The sequence below is a fragment of the Vibrio ostreae genome (genome assembly GCF_019226825.1).
In the GTDB taxonomy this organism is placed as follows: domain Bacteria; phylum Pseudomonadota; class Gammaproteobacteria; order Enterobacterales; family Vibrionaceae; genus Vibrio; species Vibrio ostreae.
Genome location: NZ_CP076643.1, coordinates 2,200,037 through 2,218,880 on the forward strand (window position 1 = coordinate 2,200,037; position 18,844 = coordinate 2,218,880).

19 protein-coding genes and 1 pseudogene are annotated in these 18,844 nt (G+C 43.2%); 12 read left to right on the forward strand and 8 right to left on the reverse strand.

The genetic code is table 11. From position 1 onward, the window contains the following. The first annotated feature begins 1 nt into the window (after position 1). From KNV97_RS16175 to KNV97_RS16225, 11 genes are all read left to right on the forward strand, one after another. Positions 2–346 carry a TraK family protein gene (locus KNV97_RS16175; RefSeq protein WP_218562329.1) on the forward strand — a complete coding sequence of 115 codons (345 nt, stop codon included), beginning with the start codon at positions 2–4 and terminating at the stop codon, positions 344–346. 343 nt (positions 347–689) lie between these two features. Continuing rightward, positions 690–1,052, forward strand: a complete 363-nt coding sequence (gene traJ / locus KNV97_RS16180; RefSeq protein ID WP_218562330.1) for a conjugal transfer transcriptional regulator TraJ — start codon at positions 690–692, stop codon at positions 1,050–1,052. A gap of 5 nt (positions 1,053–1,057) precedes the next feature. Then, a complete protein-coding gene (gene traI, locus KNV97_RS16185) occupies positions 1,058–2,830 on the forward strand; it encodes a TraI/MobA(P) family conjugative relaxase (protein WP_218562331.1) in 1,773 nt (590 codons plus the stop codon). 29 nt (positions 2,831–2,859) lie between these two features. Then, positions 2,860–3,636: a P-type conjugative transfer protein TrbJ gene (trbJ, locus tag KNV97_RS16190; protein ID WP_218562332.1), complete on the forward strand. Its 777-nt coding sequence runs from the start codon at positions 2,860–2,862 to the stop codon at positions 3,634–3,636. A 2-nt stretch (positions 3,637–3,638) separates the two neighbouring features. Further along, positions 3,639–3,827, forward strand: coding sequence for a hypothetical protein (locus tag KNV97_RS16195; protein WP_213879932.1), 189 nt, complete (start codon positions 3,639–3,641; stop codon positions 3,825–3,827). Positions 3,828–3,829: 2 nt separating this feature from the next. Then, on the forward strand, positions 3,830–4,921 hold the full coding sequence (gene trbL / locus KNV97_RS16200) for a P-type conjugative transfer protein TrbL (RefSeq protein ID WP_213879934.1): 1,092 nt from the start codon (positions 3,830–3,832) through the stop codon (positions 4,919–4,921). Positions 4,922–5,023: 102 nt separating this feature from the next. After that, positions 5,024–5,269, forward strand: coding sequence for a hypothetical protein (locus KNV97_RS16205; protein WP_140317120.1), 246 nt, complete (start codon positions 5,024–5,026; stop codon positions 5,267–5,269). Positions 5,270–5,436: 167 nt separating this feature from the next. Further along, entirely contained in the window at positions 5,437–6,162 is a 726-nt protein-coding gene (locus KNV97_RS16210; protein WP_218562333.1) for a hypothetical protein, read from the forward strand. A gap of 498 nt (positions 6,163–6,660) precedes the next feature. Further along, the gene (locus KNV97_RS16215) at positions 6,661–6,948 is read left to right on the forward strand and encodes a hypothetical protein (protein ID WP_256612145.1); all 288 of its coding nucleotides are present in this window, start codon (positions 6,661–6,663) and stop codon (positions 6,946–6,948) included. 2 nt (positions 6,949–6,950) lie between these two features. Beyond that, on the forward strand, positions 6,951–7,478 hold the full coding sequence (locus tag KNV97_RS16220; RefSeq protein ID WP_218562334.1) for a hypothetical protein: 528 nt from the start codon (positions 6,951–6,953) through the stop codon (positions 7,476–7,478). Positions 7,479–7,707: 229 nt separating this feature from the next. Next, on the forward strand, positions 7,708–8,328 hold the full coding sequence (locus KNV97_RS16225) for a sce7726 family protein (RefSeq protein ID WP_218562335.1): 621 nt from the start codon (positions 7,708–7,710) through the stop codon (positions 8,326–8,328). A gap of 28 nt (positions 8,329–8,356) precedes the next feature. On the opposite strand, the gene KNV97_RS16230 is transcribed toward KNV97_RS16225, so the two are convergent. The 4 genes from KNV97_RS16230 to KNV97_RS16245 form a co-directional block, all read right to left on the reverse strand. Then, the gene (locus KNV97_RS16230; protein WP_218562336.1) at positions 8,357–9,397 is read right to left on the reverse strand and encodes a beta family protein; all 1,041 of its coding nucleotides are present in this window, start codon (positions 9,395–9,397) and stop codon (positions 8,357–8,359) included. Then, positions 9,387–9,941 carry an ImmA/IrrE family metallo-endopeptidase gene (locus tag KNV97_RS16235; protein WP_218562337.1) on the reverse strand — a complete coding sequence of 185 codons (555 nt, stop codon included), beginning with the start codon at positions 9,939–9,941 and terminating at the stop codon, positions 9,387–9,389. Before KNV97_RS16235 ends, KNV97_RS16230 begins: the two co-directional genes overlap by 11 nt. Beyond that, the gene (locus KNV97_RS16240) at positions 9,942–10,691 is read right to left on the reverse strand and encodes a hypothetical protein (RefSeq protein WP_218562338.1); all 750 of its coding nucleotides are present in this window, start codon (positions 10,689–10,691) and stop codon (positions 9,942–9,944) included. Positions 10,692–10,873: 182 nt separating this feature from the next. Continuing rightward, a complete protein-coding gene (locus tag KNV97_RS16245; protein ID WP_218562339.1) occupies positions 10,874–11,428 on the reverse strand; it encodes a hypothetical protein in 555 nt (184 codons plus the stop codon). Positions 11,429–12,400: 972 nt separating this feature from the next. Here KNV97_RS16245 and KNV97_RS16250 point away from each other — a divergent pair. Beyond that, a protein-coding gene (locus KNV97_RS16250; RefSeq protein ID WP_407701889.1) for an IS3 family transposase occupies positions 12,401–13,512 on the forward strand; the annotation gives its coding sequence in 2 pieces (ribosomal slippage) (positions 12,401–12,662 and positions 12,662–13,512; 1,113 coding nt in all). Positions 13,513–13,984: 472 nt separating this feature from the next. On the opposite strand, the gene ptuB is transcribed toward KNV97_RS16250, so the two are convergent. The 4 genes and pseudogenes from ptuB to KNV97_RS16270 all read right to left on the reverse strand — a co-directional run bounded on the left by ptuB (position 13,985) and on the right by KNV97_RS16270 (position 18,843). Further along, positions 13,985–14,776 (reverse strand): retron Ec78 anti-phage system effector HNH endonuclease PtuB, encoded by a 792-nt coding sequence (gene ptuB, locus KNV97_RS16255; protein WP_218562340.1) that lies wholly within the window; start codon positions 14,774–14,776, stop codon positions 13,985–13,987. Beyond that, a complete protein-coding gene (gene ptuA / locus KNV97_RS16260) occupies positions 14,760–16,376 on the reverse strand; it encodes a retron Ec78 anti-phage system effector ATPase PtuA (RefSeq protein ID WP_218562341.1) in 1,617 nt (538 codons plus the stop codon). Before ptuA ends, ptuB begins: the two co-directional genes overlap by 17 nt. A gap of 239 nt (positions 16,377–16,615) precedes the next feature. Continuing rightward, entirely contained in the window at positions 16,616–17,323 is a 708-nt protein-coding gene (locus KNV97_RS16265; protein WP_218562342.1) for a reverse transcriptase domain-containing protein, read from the reverse strand. A 338-nt stretch (positions 17,324–17,661) separates the two neighbouring features. Next, positions 17,662–18,843: pseudogene (locus KNV97_RS16270) on the reverse strand (tyrosine-type recombinase/integrase). Position 18,844 lies beyond the last annotated feature (1 nt).

The window sequence follows — 18,844 nt, forward strand, 5'->3', positions numbered from 1 at the left end:
GATGTCGGATTACGTCAAAGAGCTGCAAGCCTGGATTATCCAGCGCCAGCCCAAAACTCGCCCACCCACCAAACAGGAAGTCCTTGCAACCTTCCTTGGCGTTCAACCCTTCGTCGAGGAAAGCATTGAGGCCGGATATAACCTCAAAACCATTTGGGAGTACCTGACGGAGCAGAAACATATCTCGTTCCGCTATGAAACGTTTCTGCGCTACGTAAAGCAGTACATCACGACGGCTCCCAAGCCCTGCACAACCAATAAGCCAGTGGAAGAGAAGCAGAACGTTTCTCGCAAAATCAGCGGATTTTCGTTTGATGCCAAGCCAAATAAGCAGGACTTGATATGAATACGCAGCCACGCTGTTTACCCGCTGTCAGCTCGCAGTCGCAGCGCTACCAACGCGCAACGCCGACACAGCTTTGTGTGTTTTTTGCTGGTATTGATGTGGTTTGTTCGTGTTTTTGCCTGCTTTTGGGCTGGTTTACGCGCAATTGCGTGATAGCAGCGCAGCATACCTGCGGTATCCAAAACACAGTTGCGGGCGATATTGCGGGCAGGATAGGTGAAGTGGTCCCCCCGACAAGTCGGCGGTTACCACTTCACTTCCCTTATTCGCGCCAGGGCGCTCAACGGTAATCCTGCCCTGCGGGGCCGATTCAGTAACAGACGGTTCGAGACGGAGACAACACATGAATCATTCAGAGAAAGTCACCAGGAAGAATACGACGCCAATCAAAGTCTATTGCCTGCCGGAAGAGCGTGAACGGATTGAAGCCAATGCCAAACAAGCCGGGCTAAGCGTATCCACTTACCTGCGCAGAATTGGCCAGGGACGCCAAGTGAAAAGCGTCGTCGATGCTGAGCAAGTTCGAGAGCTGGTTAAGGTAAACGGCGATCTTGGCCGCCTTGGCGGTTTACTCAAACTCTGGCTGACCAACGATGTTAAAGCCGCGCAAATCGGTGTGCCGACCATCAAAGCCGTGCTGAACCGGATTGATACCACCAAAGATCAAATGAGCACCATCATGGAGTCGGTCCTGCGCCAAAGGTGATAGTAATGATTGTTAAACACATTCCGATGCGTTCCACACACAAATCTGATTTTGCCGGCTTAATTGATTACCTCACCGATACTCAGAGCAAAGAGCACCGCTTGGGAAACGTAAAGCTGACGAACTGCCACGCCGATTCCGTCCGGGATGCAATCAGCGAAGTGCTTGCCACTCAGCAGTCGAACACCCGGGCCAAGAACGATAAAACCTATCACCTGATCATCAGCTTCCGAGCCGCTGAACAGCTTGAGCAGGGCGTGCTTTCAGAGATTGAAAATCGTGTGTGTGACAGCCTTGGATTTAACGGTCACCAACGTATCAGCGCCGTCCACAATGACACGGACAATCAGCATATCCATGTTGCCATCAATAAGATTCACCCAACGCGCCACACCATGCATGAACCGTATGCCGCCTATCGAACCTTGGCCGAACAATGTGAGCAGTTAGAAAAAGCGTTTGGACTCCAGCAGGACAATCACACACCGCAGCAAACTCATAACGCTGCGCGCGCGGCTGACATGGAGCGACACTCTGGTATTGAAAGCCTGTCAGGTTGGATTAAACGTGAGTGTTTAGACGAGATTAAAGCCGCCCAGACCTGGGCTGAACTGCACGGTACCTGCCGCACACATGGCCTAACGCTATCGGCCAAAGGTAATGGCTTGGTTTTCTCGGCTGACAATGGAATCGCAGTCAAAGCCAGTACCGTTGCGCGCGATCTCTCAAAACCCAAGTTAGAAGCTCGATTCGGCGCTTTCCAATCGGCTCAGACCAATAGCAATCACTCCGGCCAAGCCGCGCAGCGCAATTACCAAAAGCAACCGCTAAAAACACGCATCGATACCAGCGAACTTTATGCACGCTATCAGCGTGAGCAAAAGGCTCTCGCAACTCATAAGGCCACCGCTTTAGAGCAGCTTCGACACAAGAAAAACCAGCAAATCATCACCGCCAAAAATAACAACAAAGTTCGCCGCGCCGCCATCAAGCTGACCGGCAGCGGTCGATTAACCAAACGCGTACTGTATTCCCAGGCGAGTCAAGCGCTGCAAAACAACTTGGCTTCGATTCATAAACAATACCGACAAGAACGCCAACAGGTTTATCAAACTCACAGCAAGCACACTTGGGCCGATTGGCTGAAACACCAAGCGCAACACGGCGACCAAACAGCATTAGCCGCGTTGCGAGCGCGAGAAGCAGCTCAAGCACTGAATGGCAACACGCTCCAGGGAAACGGACATACGCGCAAAGACCAGAGCAGTGTGATCGATTCAATCACCAAAACCGGCACCGTTCTGTTTCGCTCCAAAAATGGCGCAGTACGTGACGATGGTCAACGCCTCCAGGTTTCGACTCAATCCGACTCCGAAGCGATAACTCAGGCGCTGAAAATAGCCCTGGAGCGCTATGGCAATCAAATCAGTGTCAATGGTTCTCCGGAATTTAAAGCTCGCGTAATCCGCGCAGCGGCAGACACCGGCCTGCCCCTTACTTTCAGGGATAAAGGTCTGGAACAACGCCGACTCGCACTGCTGTCTGCCAACCATCAGGCCGCACCGAATAAGGCTCAGCGCCGTGGTGTTCCGCCGATTGGCAAAGCCCCGCCTGGTATCAGGCGCAATAGGCTCAGCACTCTTTCCCAGCTTGACGTCATGCGTTTTGCCAAACCACCAGAGCAAAGGCCATCGGCACTGGAACAACGCAAAGCGCAACTGCGCGCTGAAATGGCGCAGAAAAAACAGAAACAAGCCAAGAAGAGCAGAAGTCGATAACCCACTTAAACGTCAGTAAGGAGTACACGATGAACATCAGCACAAAAATTTTAGCGGCTAAAATTCGTCTTTTAGCACTCGGCGGGATCATGGCGCACGCTAGCCCTGTTTGGTCCGGTATACCGGTGGCCGACGGCGTTAACCTGCAACAAAACATCATTTCGGCGATGGAAGCCGTGACGCAGACCGCCAAACAAATCCAGCAGTATCAGTCCCAATTACAGCAATATGAAAACATGCTGCAAAACACCATGGCTCCGGCTTCCTACATCTGGGACCAGGCTCAATCCACGATTCATGATCTGACTCAGGCGACCAATACACTCGCCTACTACCAGAATCAGCTCGGCAGTCTGGACGAGTATCTGGGCAAATTTCAGGATGTGGCCTACTACCGCAGTTCTCCTTGCTTTTCCTCTTCAGGGTGCAGTGAAACGGAAAGGACAGCCATGATCCAAAACCGTCGCTTGGCCTCTGAATCTCAGAAAAAAGCCAACGACGCGTTATTCAACAACCTGGCACTCCAGCAAGACAACTTACAAACCGATGCCCGCCAGCTTGAGCGATTGCAGTCAGCCGCTCAGGGAGCCGATGGTCAGATGGCCGCTATCGGTTATGCCAATCAGCTTGCCAGTAACCAGGCTAACCAACTGCTGCAAATCCGCAGTTTATTGATTGCTCAGCAAAACGCTGTAGGCGCTCGGATGCAGGCAGACGCCGATAAAGAGGCACTGCAACAAGCAGCCCACGAAGCACTTTTTGATTTTGGTTCGCCAACCGACCGTTCCCAAAACAGAGGATTTTAAGCATGAAAATCACTTCATCCATCGCTTTGTGCCTGGTCACGTCATTACTTCTGCTTGGCTGTGACCAATCCCAAGACATCAAAGATATCGATTGCGACTCACCGGGCCTGACCAAAGCAGAGAAACAACAAGCCAACTGCTTTTGGAACATGGGTGACCCTACCGATCGCAGCCAAAATAAGGGGTTCTGATCATGAAGGTTCGTCAGGTAATTTCCTTGGGCTTGATTATCCCTTCGGTGACCGCCCATGCTGCCATTGATAACAACGGTGTGCTGGATGATGTCGCATTACAATTCATGACGGTCGCCAGTACCTGGACTGGCGTGATAACCAACTATGCCAGTTGGCTGTTCTGGCTGCTTGGTACTATCTCTCTGGTTTGGACCGGAGGAACCCTCCTCCTCCGTCAAGCGGATATCAGGGAATTCTTTGCCGAGTTTATCCGCTTCATAATGACGTTCGGCTTCTTTCTGTGGCTGCTACGTAATGGCCCTGAGTTTGCCACGTCCATCATTGATTCATTGAGAATCATTGGTGCAGAAGCTGCGGGGTTACCCCGTGAACTGACACCATCTGAGCCGATCAGTATTGCTCTGGATATTGTGGCTAAATCAAGCAATGCCTACAGCTTTTCCAGCCCCTTCGATAGCCTGGCAATCTTTATCATCACCCTGCTGATTGTCGTTTGTATGACGATCGTTTCTGCCAACGTATTAGTGGCCTTGGTGTCGGCCTGGGTACTTTGTTATGCAGGAATCTTTGTCCTCGGCTTTGGCGGCTCGCGCTGGACTTCCGATATCGCCATTAACTATTTCCGTAACGTCCTTGGCCTGGCGTTAAAACTCATGACGATGACTCTCATGATCGGCATTGCGATGTCCATCATGGATTCATTCCTGGTCAACCTATCTGATGACGCTCCCATGCGAGAGCTGCTGGTTATTTTCATTGTTGCTCTGGTCCTGGTGCTACTGATTCATTCCGTTCCCAATATCGTTGCCGGTCTAATCCCTGGCGCAGGGGCCGCTGCCAGTTCGGGCAACATCAGTGCTGGAGCAATGGCCGGGGCCGCAATGACCACCGGGGGAATGGCCGCTGGTGCAGTCATGAGTACTGCCGGTGGCGCATCAGCCCTTCAAGCCGCGTTTAAGTCGGCTACCAACTCAGACATGGCCGACATGATGACAGGCTCAATTGGCAGCGATTCTGCAAAGTCCGAAGAACCAGGTACAGGTGACACACCGTTTGCCAGAGCCGCAGGTATAGGGCGTGAATCGAATTGAGTTTTCGCTGGCCAGTTCACGGTTGGCGGAAGAAATCACACACCGAAGTTCTGAGAGAACAAGTCTCCAGGATTTCATCATTAGGCATATAGGAGAACAAGCATGGAACTACATTTCCCACCACAAAATTGGACCGACTTTGGCGCATTCTTTGCGGTCATGTTTCTGGTAATGCTGGCGTTTTATTTTGCTGGTCAGTGGGCACACTCCACCAAATACAGCAAGCAGCTTTATCGCTTAGCTGACGTGCTGGAAGGGATTCAAAATAAAGTGGCAAACAAGGCGTATCGAGGAATGATGTCGTTGAATAAACGCGCCAACAAAAGCAAAGGTTGGCCGCTCAAGTAACGCAAATAATCAAGACACACAGGCCGGTGCTCGCAACACCGGCCCGCATTTTCACATTAACCTTCCTGAGAGGTATAACATGACAATAAAACATTATAGAGCACCTCACACAGAGTTAAAGTGCTTAAATTTCACCCTATCCAATGTGTCTTGTGAGGACTGATAGCATGTCACGCAAGAACACTAAAACAACACCAACAGCAATCAAAGGCTATTCCTCTGAAGTACGTGTAGTTCTGCGAGTAGTAAAACAAGGTAGCGTGCCAGAGGCTACTCGCCGCTTGATAGACAAGCTGAAGCACTTTCAGGACAAACCCTTTGTTCTCAGGTCACTAAATTCACTGATTAGCCCTCACAGGGATATGCAGCGCCGCGTAAGAGTCAGAGCGTTTCGGGTCTTAACGGTTCTAATCAGTTATATGGACTGGGCAACATTCCGCATTGGAATCCCAAAGACCGCATTTAATGATCCAGTCAAACACCGAGCCATGATCAAACGGTATGAAAAAATGTATAACGAAACAATGCCTGAATCCTCTTGGTTTCGTTATATCGATAAATTAACGCAAGCAGGCTACCTCAACAGTGCCAACATGGATATTCGTAACCAAGACGGTCAAATTCGTGGGACGGCTGGACTTAAATGGCTCACCATGAAACTGATGAAAGAGCTTCGTTTGAAGTCGGGCTGGCTGGATGAACAAAGGAATCATGCACTGGAGCGGTTAAAAAAAACGGGCCGGTGTAACGTATGGCCTACCTATTTAAGTAAAATGGCCCAGAAGAAGCGAGTTAAAGCGATAGTAGATGAAGCCACACAAACAGAGTCATTCCAGGGGCAATTTGATACAGGCTTAACACCGCTCGACTTGAGATACCCACCCATTCATTAGCACTCCCAATTTCTTCATGCCAATTAGCTTTGGTCGACTTGTCACGTCTTCAAATCAGCCACTAACGCTAACGCTCAAGTTTTAACCTGAATATATCTAAAATCTTGCACCGTATCCCTCTGACATAACTCAGTTGAGTCTGTTCAACCGACTCCGTTTTGATTTACCTACAAGCGTTCCGAAAAAATGAGAGTTGATAAAAGAATCCGGTATAACAAGTGGTTACTTCATTAACCGAACGGTTAAGCTCTATCACTGGTTTATTCATGCCTCGTCCCTCGTCATGAATAAACTTTTTAAGTAAGTATTGAAGGTTTACGCTGCGCTATGCCCAAAGGGGCAAGCCCCTCTGGACTCCCATTGGATACTTGGTCACCTGGCAGCAAGAACAGCTCACATATTGAGCACCTGAGCATATGGTGAGATGATAGTTTTTACGCCAGGAAGGTAATCGACTCAAACCACCAAAATCTTCTTACCGAGAGAGCCAGACGCAGCATGAAAAGAAAAGCACCCAATACAGAGCCACCACGCCCCCTCACAGAAGCCGAAAAGGAAAACTTGAGGAAAGATATGCATGAGTCGTCGAAATGGGCCAGAGAAGAACTGAGAAAGAGAAAAGAAGCCAGAGCATCTCGTTCTGACTACCTAGCTCATGATGGGCCAAGACCACTCACGCCTGAAGAGATTGAAGATCTTCGCCAAGAAATGAAAGATGTGTCAGCCAAGATGCGAGAAGAGTTGGAAAAGAGGTATAGCTCGAAGTCACGTCAAAATCAGAGGTAACCATGAGTGATTCAACAACAGAAAATATGGTCGATTTCGGGCTGTTTACATACGGTCGGGAATACTACGAATCTGCACAAATACTGAAAGAAAATCACGTAACTTCAAACTCCTACTACATCTTACTGGCGCTGGCTATCGAATGCTTTCTAAAGAGCATAAGAACTACGGTCATGTGGAATGGAAGTGTTGCGAACAAAGTCCAACACACGAAAAATGTTCACGATCTAGCAAAGATATACCATAAAATCACAGTCAACTATCCAGAAGATGCGGCCTGGCTAGAACAAAAGTACGCAGAACAATTCCAGCGTTCACTTAAAGCCGATATTGAATTGAACAAAGACGTTTTTACTTTGCGCCGTTATCCTTACTCAAACAAAGGCGAAATTCCTAAAATACCACTGCCCCAAACAAGAGAAGAGCTTTTGTACGGAATGCAATATAAAAATGACATTGCCGTGTATGAGAAACATCTAGAAGATGTGGCGCAGTTTTTCTACGACACACTATCACCTCATTTTTCCTAACGCTTACCTAGTTTTTGTTCCAACATGTTAGGGAGAATTGCACTATCAAACGTTTAGAAGAGTTTGCATGCCGTTAGGAACTTATGACGACTGGCCCCGCAGCGCTAGACCAATGACTCGAAGTAGAAGAGCTTTTGATATGATATTCACCTGTTAAAACACAAGGTATATTTAACTTAAATTGACAGTAAGCTATAATCCGCCCTTCTCAGACGATGGGTAGTTGCAAATGTCAAAAAGTTACAATCAAAATGAATCTGACTACAAGTTGCTGCTTATTGAACATCTACTAGAGACTAGCCCCAATACACCTTTTGCAACAGAAGTTCCTTTCGCTTTTTCTAAAAGACGTGCTGATCTTGTAATTGTTGAAACAGGTTGTACGCATGCAATAGAGATAAAAAGTGATGTTGATAATACATACTCGTTGGTAGAGCAACTAGTTGATTATCAAAAATCTTTCAATAAAGTATCGGTCTTAATAAGTGAGAAGCACATAGGCATCTTGCCAAATATACCCAAAAACATTGGTGTATTAATTTATGTTAATGGGAAGATAAGACAACGAAGGAAAGCCAAAGCACGTAGACAACTTGATAAGTTAATAGCGTTAGATCTATTATTAACTCAAGACCTATCATCATTAAGTACTATAAAGTCTAACAGAGTGGATATGATTAAGGAGTTAGCCAAAAAATTAACTTTTAGTGAAGTGAACGAACTGGCATACAACAGTGTAAGTGAAAAAGTCATACCTGTTTTTACATTATTTAGAAAAGAGCTTGGAAAAAAAATATCTGCTCATGATCTCGAAGTATTAGCTATGCGAACTATCACAGCCTTTTTGTAAGGTTCAACATATTAATTATCTATTTTTATTACTTCCTTGACATTCGAGTCATGTGTATATTGGACCTTACCGATATCCAATATGACGGACTTTTCCCATTAGCTGTACCTTTGGAAGCTGAATCAATTTCTCTAGTTCCCCAGCAATCAATATAATACTTTTCATATAATGGATTATTTTTAACGGCTGCTGCGCAAGTCTCATACCCTCCATCTTCCCGCCGAGAACGTTCAAATAGAATATGATTATCGTAAGGATAGTCTACTCTTGGAATCCATATCATAGGTCTAGGTTCTCCACGATAAGGGTGAATACAAGCGTAGTCTCCATATTGAAGTTCTGGGTCAATTTTTCTCAAATAATTATATATTTTCTGTCCATAAACAGGGAACTTACTAGACATCTTTTCGTCTTTCGGTACTAATGCAACAACAGACGATGGGAATGAGGAGACTAGCATAACTACATCTAAACCATCGTCTACATGTAATACCAAATTTAATAGTTTTTCCGCTTGTGTAATTTTTTCACTAAGGTTAGCTTCGTTAACATATCCCAGATCTATAAATACTTTTATTTCTGAGTATTCTTCAACTACGCACAGCAATTCATCTACGATAGGCTTTGAAACCAGCTCCACAGGGATTCGTATACTGATACAGTCACAAAACTTGAACAACCTGCTAGCTTGCTTCTTTAACTCACGTCTCGAAGAGTCTTCATAGGCAAGAAGCATGGGGATAACATTAGCTTCTTTCTCTTCAACAATTCTTCTTATAAAATCGGTCCAGTTATAGAAGGCATTATTGTCATCAAAAAAACTTTCAATTTGCTCATTTGACAAGGATTCTTCATTCGTCAAATCCAGAACAAACTCACCATCAGTTATGATATCTAATATTTCATCTATTTTTTTATAGACATCACTACCTAGATTATTTTTAGATTTTCGAGATTTAGTAAGCTCAAAAACAGGAAGTATATTAGACAAGTCTCTTTCTTCTAACGATTTTAATGCCCTAAGTTCTGATACAGTAGACTTTAATAGTGGATAGTATTTAGAACTCATAACTATTCCCTCTGATAACATCAGCTCTAACTTTTACGGCCATCGCTGATACATTAAAGTGATTTGAAACACTCTCGATAGAATTAGACTCTGTCCTCACATAATGAATAAATTCATCTTTTGGCATTAATAATGCGCCTGCAAAATTATTAGCCTCATACTCCATAGGACTATTTACATTATCTGCTCTAAAAAAAACAGCATCCGAAAACTCATTATTTTCATTTCTATGTAAAAAATAATGTGCCAATTCATGAGCAAATGTAAACCTTTGCCTTTTAGGATGATGAAGACTATTTAGCGTTATTACCCATTGGTCTTCTTCCGTATTAAATGTGAGAGACCCTGAAGCATCTGTTTTCAAGGGTCTATACTCAACTCTAATACTAAAAATACGTGCGATTGCGTTAAGAGAATCCTCTCCATCATGGGCTTGGTCTCTAACAATATCCAGCAACTCTTGAGGAGTTCTTCTATCCTGAGGCATAATGCCAACAGGATTTAAATTATTGCTAAAACGATGTTTACGCGCTCTAATCGCCACTTATGTATCCTCACGATTTAATTGACTATCATCGTCATTAACTGCATGTAAATTTTGACTTTGTATATTGCTATCATCTAGAACCACATCGGTTAAAAGTCCTTCACCTTCATCATCTTGTACAACTCTATCTACAAGAGGATCAAGTGTCTGTACATGAGATATTATATTTCTAATATTCTCTTTAATCTCATCAATACTTTCAGAACTAACTCCGTTTAAATCATTAACTTTCGGCTCTATAGAATCGACTCTTTGCTGAAGGTTCATAAGGTCATCAGTTACATCTAAAATGTCCCTCAGGGATTCAGTAATCGATGGAGTCCTTGCATCTACCGCATCTCTTAACGCCACATGAAATCCATTATTCTCTCGACAATACCGAATAACCTCACTTTTCGTTTGCCTAGTGGCAATAGTTTCAGCATTCGTTTTAATGTAAAGCGGAACAGATATACCCAAAATTGTCAGCAACGTAATCAATATTGTGATAATTGTTGTGTAGAAACTAGATATCTGAGACATGAGAGAATTTGCGTCAAGTACAATACCTTTATCAACCAATCGCCCCAGCATTACTGCATCAGCATAACCAAGTGGTGACTCTGGTCGCTCAATAAAAGCAGCTCTGGCACTTTCAATCATAACGCTCACTGGCTCACTGAACCAAAGAAACAGGGCAACCCAAAACAACATTGTTCCAACGGCTGCAGAAAAACATAGCAAAATGCAGAGCTTTAGATTCGACATGTCAGAGTCTCGGTAGAAAAACCATATGCAATTGTACTTACAACAAAAAATGCCAATTGTACACCAATCTGCCTCTATAAGCTCTCACACATTAGCATATTAGTGACTGTACACTGGTTTTACTCTGTGCCGATCAGGTTTTAGTTGATTCCTGAAACATCATAATCAGTATCGAAAGTTTCTTAATCAGAAACAAGAAAGTAAACAGGCTTGTACCTCGCCCCAAAGAAACGTACAGGCAGAGTATCCCTAGCGGACCTAATAAACATTTCTAAAGAATCCATAGATTGTTCAGGACTACATAAAACCTCTTCAAGTACATCTGCGTTTGTTAGCCTCATTGAACCTAGTTTAGAAACGTCTTTTAAGTAATCATAGTGGCTATCTATACGAAGCCAAACACACTCTCTACATGAGGCCAACTCCCTAAGGTTCCTTGCGATAGGACATCCAGCAACTACCGTGATCCCATGCATCTTCGCATGTTGATTACAGGCTGATAATTCACTATTTATAGTTAGATATATATCACTATTAGAAATTTTGGGACGTCTTGGGAACAAGGCGAGAACTCGGAATGAGGAAAAACCATGTGTACTTTTACCGACCTTACTAAACTCTCTAGTCAGCCAGGGGAATATCGGTAATACAACAGAAAATTCCTGCTCTAAGACAGACTTCATTTCAGGAACAAGTACATATTCTGCAGTATGCTCACTAATATAACTTGTAGTCAAAAATGCCTCCTTGCTCTATCTTTTCGATTGCGTTTCACACGCTACAAATGATTAATTTGTTTTATAAGGTTACATTATTGCACATATCATTTTTAGCGCCCAAGATAGTTAAAAATTTTAGATTTTACATAACGAGCAAACTATAGATTAGAGAATACAGAAGTTATTTTAATGCCAGTCCATTACTTCAGAGCACTTGGAAAGTTCGTCCGAACTACTGGTAAACGAATACGTAAAGGCCTCGCAACTAAATATCAACTCTGTTGACAGAAGTATTTCCTGCTCACTACCAAAGGTACACTAGAGGTACAGTCACTAGTTTTGACACTTTTACCAAAAATACGCTAAACTACTGTTTAGTAAATACTTTAAGGTATTTTTAGTTACGCTTAATTTACCTCGGTTTTCCTAGACTTCCTGCGTTAGTGGCTAACTCATAATCGATTGGTCCCCAGTTCAAGTCTGGGAGGGGCCACCATTATTCCTTAAGGCTTATGGAGAAATCCGTAAGCCTTTTTTCGTTCTAGTCCGGTCGATATCCGGTCCCTTTTCTCTAAACAATAACTACTTCCGGTAAGCGCTGGTCCATCAGGTCAGCCGAATCCTTCCACGTAGTCACCACAGCGATGCATTTCCTAGTCCAGAGTAATATCCTTTTCTCGTCTGTACAGCACGAATCAGAGCAGATACATACCACTCAACACCAGAACCGAACCCCAGAAAAACTTCGCGCTGGAACCAACAAAAATATAACCAACATTCCGTTCCATTAGCTGAAGTTAATTAATATAGATATGGGATGGATAGCTAGTTCAGTGGCGGGAAGGACACCTATGATCCTAAAGCTCCCAGAACTAGCCAGTCAGGAAAAACAGCATTCAATGATGACCGATTATGTAAACCTCCCCTAAAATAGTGGCATACCTTTTTAGAGTTCTTCGGCGTAAACTGAGCCAATAAGGAGAACTTCTGATGAAAAAATCCCGTTACACAGAGTCACAGATCGTGAAGATCTTAAAGGAAGTGGAAGCAGGCAGACTGGTTAAAGAAGTCTGCCGTGAGTACGGTATTTCAGAGGCGACTTACTACAACTGGAAATCCAAATACGGTGGTATGGAAGCGTCTGACATTAAAAGACTGAAAGACCTAGAAGATGAAAATCGGCGACTCAAAGCCATGTTTGCTGACCTAAGTCTGGAGCATCGAATACTCAAAGACATCATTGAAAAAAAGCTGTAAAGCCAGCGATAAGGCGTGAACTAGTAGACTATGCGCGAGAGCAGCATGGAGCCAGTTTACGCCTGGCATGTCGCGTTGTTGGCATCAGTGATTCAGTCTATCGATACCAGCCTGATCAAACGCAAGATAATAAAGTCATTGCCAAGCTAATAGAAGCAGCGGAGCGTTATCCCGCGTATGGATTCAGCAAGCTGTATAAAATACTGCGCCGTTGGGGCCATGGATGGAATCATAAGCGCGTGCACCGGATTTACTGTGAACTAAGGCTGAATAAGCGTCGTCGTGGTAAGCGTCGGCTACCATCGAGAAATCCTGAGCCTTTGGCTGTTCCAGCTCAGGCAAACCATTGCTGGTCTATGGATTTTATGTGTGACAGCCTGCAATGCGGTAGGCGATTCCGTACGTTCAACTTGGTGGACGACTTTAATCGCGAGGCCCTCGCTATCGAAATTGACTTGAACCTGCCATCACAGCGCGTCGTCAGGGTACTGGAACGTGTGGTTGCCTGGCGGGGTTATCCCAATAAGCTACGTATGGACAACGGTCCAGAATTCATCTCAGTTACTCTGGCTAGTTGGGCAGAGGAGCATGGTATCGCTCTGGAATTCATTAAACCTGGAAAACCCACGCAGAATTCCTTTATTGAAAGATTCAACCGGACTTATCGAACGGAAATTCTCAACATGTATGTCTTCAAAACCTTGAACGAAGTCCGTGAGCTGACTGAGAACTGGATGACAGAATATAACGAAGAACGTCCCCATGATGCGCTCAAGGATCTGACACCATGGGAATACTTGATGAAACATGAACAGTCCGAAACCTCTAATTATGGATGTAACTAATGAAGGGAGGTTTACAATTACCCTCAGTGGTAATCGGTCTGTTATCTCTTAAATGATTTCGGCCAGTAATCATCGACACTCAACGACAGCTCCAGAAACAGCGGCTAATCATGGGGCTGGTATTCATACTGGAACCGGAAAAACCAACGGCACACTGGGTTACAGCGCGAATCTGGTATGAGTTAGGGCTAAGAGTTGGGTTAGTGGAATCAGATGGAACTCCCGTCGACGACGACGACAAACTGGACGGAAAACCTAAATAGGAAATTTACATTAGGGTTCGTGTCCAGCTCGGTATCTAGCCAAAATCGCAGCTAAAGACCGGATAGAGACCGGACCGACGACGCCGTCGCGATAATTACAGAAACTACATCATGCTGGAAGTCAGGCAGAGTAAGCCTTAGAGAGAGATTACAGGGTCAGTCTGGTGTGACCGACCCAGCGATCTAGGATTTTAGATTGGGTTGGGGGGCTAATCTTCTAGAGCTTTTTTGGCAATACGATTCTCTCTAACCAAAATGTCTCTTGTCGTTTGAAAGTAAATAGGTCCATCTCCCCCTGCCCACTTACGCAGCATAAACTTGAATTTTTTTATATCCTTTGTCTTTTTGAAAGACGCTATTAGCTTTTCAAAACTAATATGGATCTCTAGTCTTGCAAGATTTAGCCGATCACAATTCAGATTAAGCTTTTCGATAGTAGACTCTAGAAGTTCTGAGCTTGTAGCAAAATTATTGTGTGTGAATGTTTTTAAGTTTGTAGTACCTACGTTAACTTCTAGCATTCCAGTGGCTAGAGAGAAGTTAAACATATCACTACTTAAATTATTTTCTAAAGGAGATACAATTTTTCCTAGCCATCTTTTACCTTCGCCGTGGTTAGTTTCGAGGTGTTCTTTATATGAATCACACGACTTATTGTCTGGCATAACAAACTGTTCAGTGTTATTTCTATCTGTGCCACCAATACACACTCCAATAACATTGTTCCAGTCCAAGTGCCAATTGGGCCGAGCATCACCTACAACCCAACCAGATTTTGAGTTAAAGTGTTCAACTCTTCTATGATGTTCAAATACATTATCTTCACAAAGATCAATTTCACAGTACGCACAAATATAGTTTTGTTCTGAGAAAATTTTATTTTTTATTTTTTTTGCGTCTCTACTATTATTACCTCGAAAATTATCCCAAGTATCATCAGGGTTGGATATAGCATAAATAGTAAGCTCATTCGGAGCTTGAGACTTATTGATTTTCCTCATACTCTTTCTCCCACTTACGGTTATCTATATACAAATCTAACTGAACTAAGTCCTCATATGCAGAGCCGAAGTGTCGAGAGAGTTGTTTTCTCAACTCTAAAGCATCTTCGGTGTCATACTTGTCATCATAAACAAGCTCTCTATAGCGCTTCAGGTTCTTTGTTATTTCATCATCCGGTGGACGAACCTCGACCTCAAATAGATTCTTTAACACCCAAGAGGATACAGCACCTCTAGTGCCTTTGGGGGCTCGATACTTTTTCCCATCTTTTAGCAACCAGATAGATGAACTATCAATAGTATGGCAAACTTGAGGGCTGTGAGTTGTTACTACAAACTGAATGTTTGGGAACGTAGACTCAAGCCTTTGAATAATTTTCTGTTGCCAAGAAGGATGTAAATGTAGGTCTATCTCGTCTATAAGAACGATTCCTGCCCCCTCTAAAGGTGATAACGATTTGGGGTTAAGTAAAGTAAGTCTTCTCGCTATATCTGCCACTAAAGCCAATATGGTTTTTTCTCCTTGGGAAAGTTGTAGTACACTTAATTGAGTTCCATTTTTATCAAGCGTTAAGTCTAGGGGCATTCTCTGAAGTTTCAAATTGCTAAAACCTGGAAGAAATTTATATATAGCCTCCTTGACAATATCTAACGATTTCTCATCTGTAGTGTATATTGAATTTAATTGATTTTTATATTCTACCAACTCTTTTTTGTGAGATTCTAAAAGATGTTCCAACTCAGGATGCTTATTTATTAGCTCTTTCAGCAATGGGCTATTTATCTCTGCTTCTTTAGCTTGAATCTTTACTCTTAGCTCATCTGCGTTACTTGAAAGATCGTTGTCACTTTCAATTAACTCCTTAAACCATCTAAAGAATAACTTAAAATCCGCTTTTCCAGATAAACTTTTACTGTACGCCTTGGCTTTATTCCATACTTGTTCATCTTTTATTTCGTCAGATTCCTCTATATCTTTGGTCGTAACATCATTTGCTCTTTCTACTGTATATGAACAGAATAGTGGTAGGGATAGTTGGGGGTCTGATTCGTTGGCTTGTCTTAAAATTTGACATATATCATTGATCTGAGTGTAACTACCTCGAGCTCTTTTTGAGCTTAAAGCAGTCTTTTGCATCAATTCCATATTAACGGCTTGCTGTTCTACTTCGAATTCCGCGCCAATACTTGAAAAGTCTTCACCATTCTTTATTTCAATTTCTTCTATCAGATCGCCATTGTTTGATTTTGTAGCTAATCTAGAGTTGAGATGAGTTAAGCACTTTTTTATTGCCTCTAGCACAGTTGACTTACCACAACCATTGTTTCCTACTAAGACCGTAGTGGAACTTTCCATAGGAAAAGTTAAATCTAAGAACGCAAATCCTTTATAATTATTCAGTTTTATTGATTTTATCCTAAATTTATTTTCTTTAAGTTGACTAGCACAGACGGATAAATAATGTTGTGACTTTTCTTTGTCCCTTTCAACGCTAAATCCTTCATCATATGACTGTGCCAGTTGGAAAGAGGCTGAAAAATCGCCTTTATTAGACCTAGAAATCAACCTTCGAATTGTTTTGCTAATTTTTTCTTCCATCTAATTTCCACCACTATATTTGAATAAATCAATGAAAACCTTTTCACCATATCGATTTTTCATTCTATCTATAAAGTTCGGCTCTACAGTTTTAGCAAAGCCAATAAGACCCTTCAAATGTTCTACATCATCTTCGTTTTCAAGGTTTCTTATAGAAAACTTATGTAGTAATGCGCGTATGTATCTTTTTCTATCTCGACCAAGGGATAATTTATTATTGTTAGATATTGTTATTCCAGTTACATGGCGATTGTGTGCCTTGGAAGAAAAAATGACTTAGATTGATTTAGTTTTATTTTTCCATCAAATAAATCAAGTAAAATATTTTCTATATATTTAGGAATGGTAAATAATAAATTTTTCTCTGAAGTAGAAAATGTCAAGTCGTCAGCATATCTAGAATAGTTAATATTTAGTTTGGTACAGTAGTTTGTGATGATTTTATCGAATTCATACATGATGAAATTTGATAAAAAAGGGGAAGAAGGTGCTCCGACGCTAAGTACTAGGTTGGGGCTTTTCTTCTTAGTTCTGTTCCAAAATAGTAATTCTATCAATGGCTCAATATCCTTGTGAAACAACTCAATTTCTTGATAGTTCAGAGCCTTCAAAAACATAGAAGGTGTTAGGCTATTAAAGAAATTTTCCAAATCCAATTTTAGCAAATAGTTAGAACTAACATGCACTCTCGCATTTTCTTTTATATTGATTCCATTTACATACGCTTTAGCTGAACTATGAATCTGCACGTGAGATTTCATCTGCTCAACGATAGCGCGCTGAATGCGTTTTAGCTCAGGAGTGGGTTGAGCAATCACTCTAAAGCCAAATGTTCGTTTGGGAATCTTATAAACTTTATAGTGCCCTGAAGGCCTCTTAGCCAAGTAATGACTGAATTCAACAGGAAAAACTTCTGGAGATACGTGACTTAGGACTGAAAGCTTCATTGATGTCGTTGCTTACATAAAAAAATGAGGGTGATACAGGTTTCCCTGTATCACGAGAGCCCTTTACTTAAAGACGCGGAGCGGCATTTCCGATCTGCAATCGTTGCGAAGCATGAGTAACTATTGCAGTTCGGAAATGCCGTTCCGCAGCTGCAAAACCACTCAATAAATTAGAGTTCGGCGCAACGCCAAACTAGATTAAATCATAAACTTAATCCAAATCACGCTAAAGAGCACTTCCAAGTTAGCTCATTTTTATAGTCAAATCAATTTTAAAAGACAGGGAGGCAACTAAATACTTCAATGTTTTGAAAGCAGTCTAAAACAACCACTTCAGGTTAACTCACATCCCCCACCAACTCAGCTACATTTGCGCTGACCTCTCTCAACCTACTCGAAGCCAAATGTGCATACCTAGTGCTGGTCTGTGGCGACTGATGTCCCAACAAATGCTGAACATCATAGAGCGTGGCATTACCACTATTGATCAGAATCGATGCGAAGCTATGCCTTAAATCATGAATTCGGAAGTTGTCTGTAATCCCGGCAGCTTTCTTGATTCGAGCAAAAGCCTTCTTCGGATGAGCGATAGGTCTACCAGGTGCATCACCGGCAAAGATATAGGGGTTCTTCGGTTGTTGAAATCTTCGTTGATCATGGATGACTTCCTTGGCTAGATGGTTGAGCAGGACTGTTCTCGACAACCCCGACTTTGTGTGTGGCAGAAATAGACTCCAATTGCCGTCGTCGTCGTCGACGGTAAGGCACTCCCATTTCGAACTGGTGATTTCCCCGATTCGCATCCCAGTAAGCAGAGCGAATTTCAATGCATTAGCTTGGGTGCGATTCGGCTCTTCGTTACATGCCTTGATGAAGGCAGCAACCTCAGCCCGTGACAGGAATCTCTGTCTTACGTTGTTTTCCTTAAGCTTCCTGATGTACTGACCGGGATTAGAGTCGACATACCCCCATTCCATTGCCAGTCTGAACATGCGAAGGACTAAGGACCTCAGACGGTTGACCGTGGCTGGCTTCCTACCTTCTAGTAACCCGTCCAACAATTTCTGAATATCTTGCTGACCGATATCAGTGAGAGGTTTCTTACCCCATTTCGGATAGAAATGAAGCTTGAGACTACCAGCATCACTTTTGGCGGTGAGTTTATTCATCATTGCATACGGTAAGTAGTGCAGCTCTGAGAACTCTTGGAAATTTAGTACGTTACGCTTCTCATCACGAATAGCCTTGGGGTCATTACCAAGAGCAATTTCCCGTTTATGGTCATTGGCAATCTGGCGAGCAGTGTTGATGTCTAGCGCTGGATACTCACCTAGTTGGATGGATTTCTTAGTTCCGTGGAGGGTATACCTGAACAAGAAACGCTTCCGACCTTGGCGATTGACGATCATCTTAAGGCCAGAGCAGAGTTCATCTGTGTATTCCGTTTCCTTACTTTTGCTCGTCGGCGGCGTCGGTTGAAGTTAGTCGAGTTGGCGTTTATTGAATTTTCGGGATTGCATC

Excerpts from the sequence above, each read along its gene's own strand:
- KNV97_RS16175 (WP_218562329.1), top strand. The coding sequence starts at position 2 with ATGTCGGATTACGTCAAAGAGCTGCAAGCCTGGATTATCCAGCGCCAG.
- traJ (WP_218562330.1), top strand. The coding sequence starts at position 690 with ATGAATCATTCAGAGAAAGTCACCAGGAAGAATACGACGCCAATCAAA.
- traI (WP_218562331.1), top strand. The coding sequence starts at position 1,058 with ATGATTGTTAAACACATTCCGATGCGTTCCACACACAAATCTGATTTT.
- trbJ (WP_218562332.1), top strand. The coding sequence starts at position 2,860 with ATGAACATCAGCACAAAAATTTTAGCGGCTAAAATTCGTCTTTTAGCA.
- KNV97_RS16195 (WP_213879932.1), top strand. The coding sequence starts at position 3,639 with ATGAAAATCACTTCATCCATCGCTTTGTGCCTGGTCACGTCATTACTT.
- trbL (WP_213879934.1), top strand. The coding sequence starts at position 3,830 with ATGAAGGTTCGTCAGGTAATTTCCTTGGGCTTGATTATCCCTTCGGTG.
- KNV97_RS16205 (WP_140317120.1), top strand. The coding sequence starts at position 5,024 with ATGGAACTACATTTCCCACCACAAAATTGGACCGACTTTGGCGCATTC.
- KNV97_RS16210 (WP_218562333.1), top strand. The coding sequence starts at position 5,437 with ATGTCACGCAAGAACACTAAAACAACACCAACAGCAATCAAAGGCTAT.
- KNV97_RS16215 (WP_256612145.1), top strand. The coding sequence starts at position 6,661 with ATGAAAAGAAAAGCACCCAATACAGAGCCACCACGCCCCCTCACAGAA.
- KNV97_RS16220 (WP_218562334.1), top strand. The coding sequence starts at position 6,951 with ATGAGTGATTCAACAACAGAAAATATGGTCGATTTCGGGCTGTTTACA.
- KNV97_RS16225 (WP_218562335.1), top strand. The coding sequence starts at position 7,708 with ATGTCAAAAAGTTACAATCAAAATGAATCTGACTACAAGTTGCTGCTT.
- KNV97_RS16230 (WP_218562336.1), bottom strand. The coding sequence starts at position 9,397 with ATGAGTTCTAAATACTATCCACTATTAAAGTCTACTGTATCAGAACTT.
- KNV97_RS16240 (WP_218562338.1), bottom strand. The coding sequence starts at position 10,691 with ATGTCGAATCTAAAGCTCTGCATTTTGCTATGTTTTTCTGCAGCCGTT.
- ptuB (WP_218562340.1), bottom strand. The coding sequence starts at position 14,776 with ATGAGGAAAATCAATAAGTCTCAAGCTCCGAATGAGCTTACTATTTAT.
- ptuA (WP_218562341.1), bottom strand. The coding sequence starts at position 16,376 with ATGGAAGAAAAAATTAGCAAAACAATTCGAAGGTTGATTTCTAGGTCT.
- KNV97_RS16265 (WP_218562342.1), bottom strand. The coding sequence starts at position 17,323 with ATGAAGCTTTCAGTCCTAAGTCACGTATCTCCAGAAGTTTTTCCTGTT.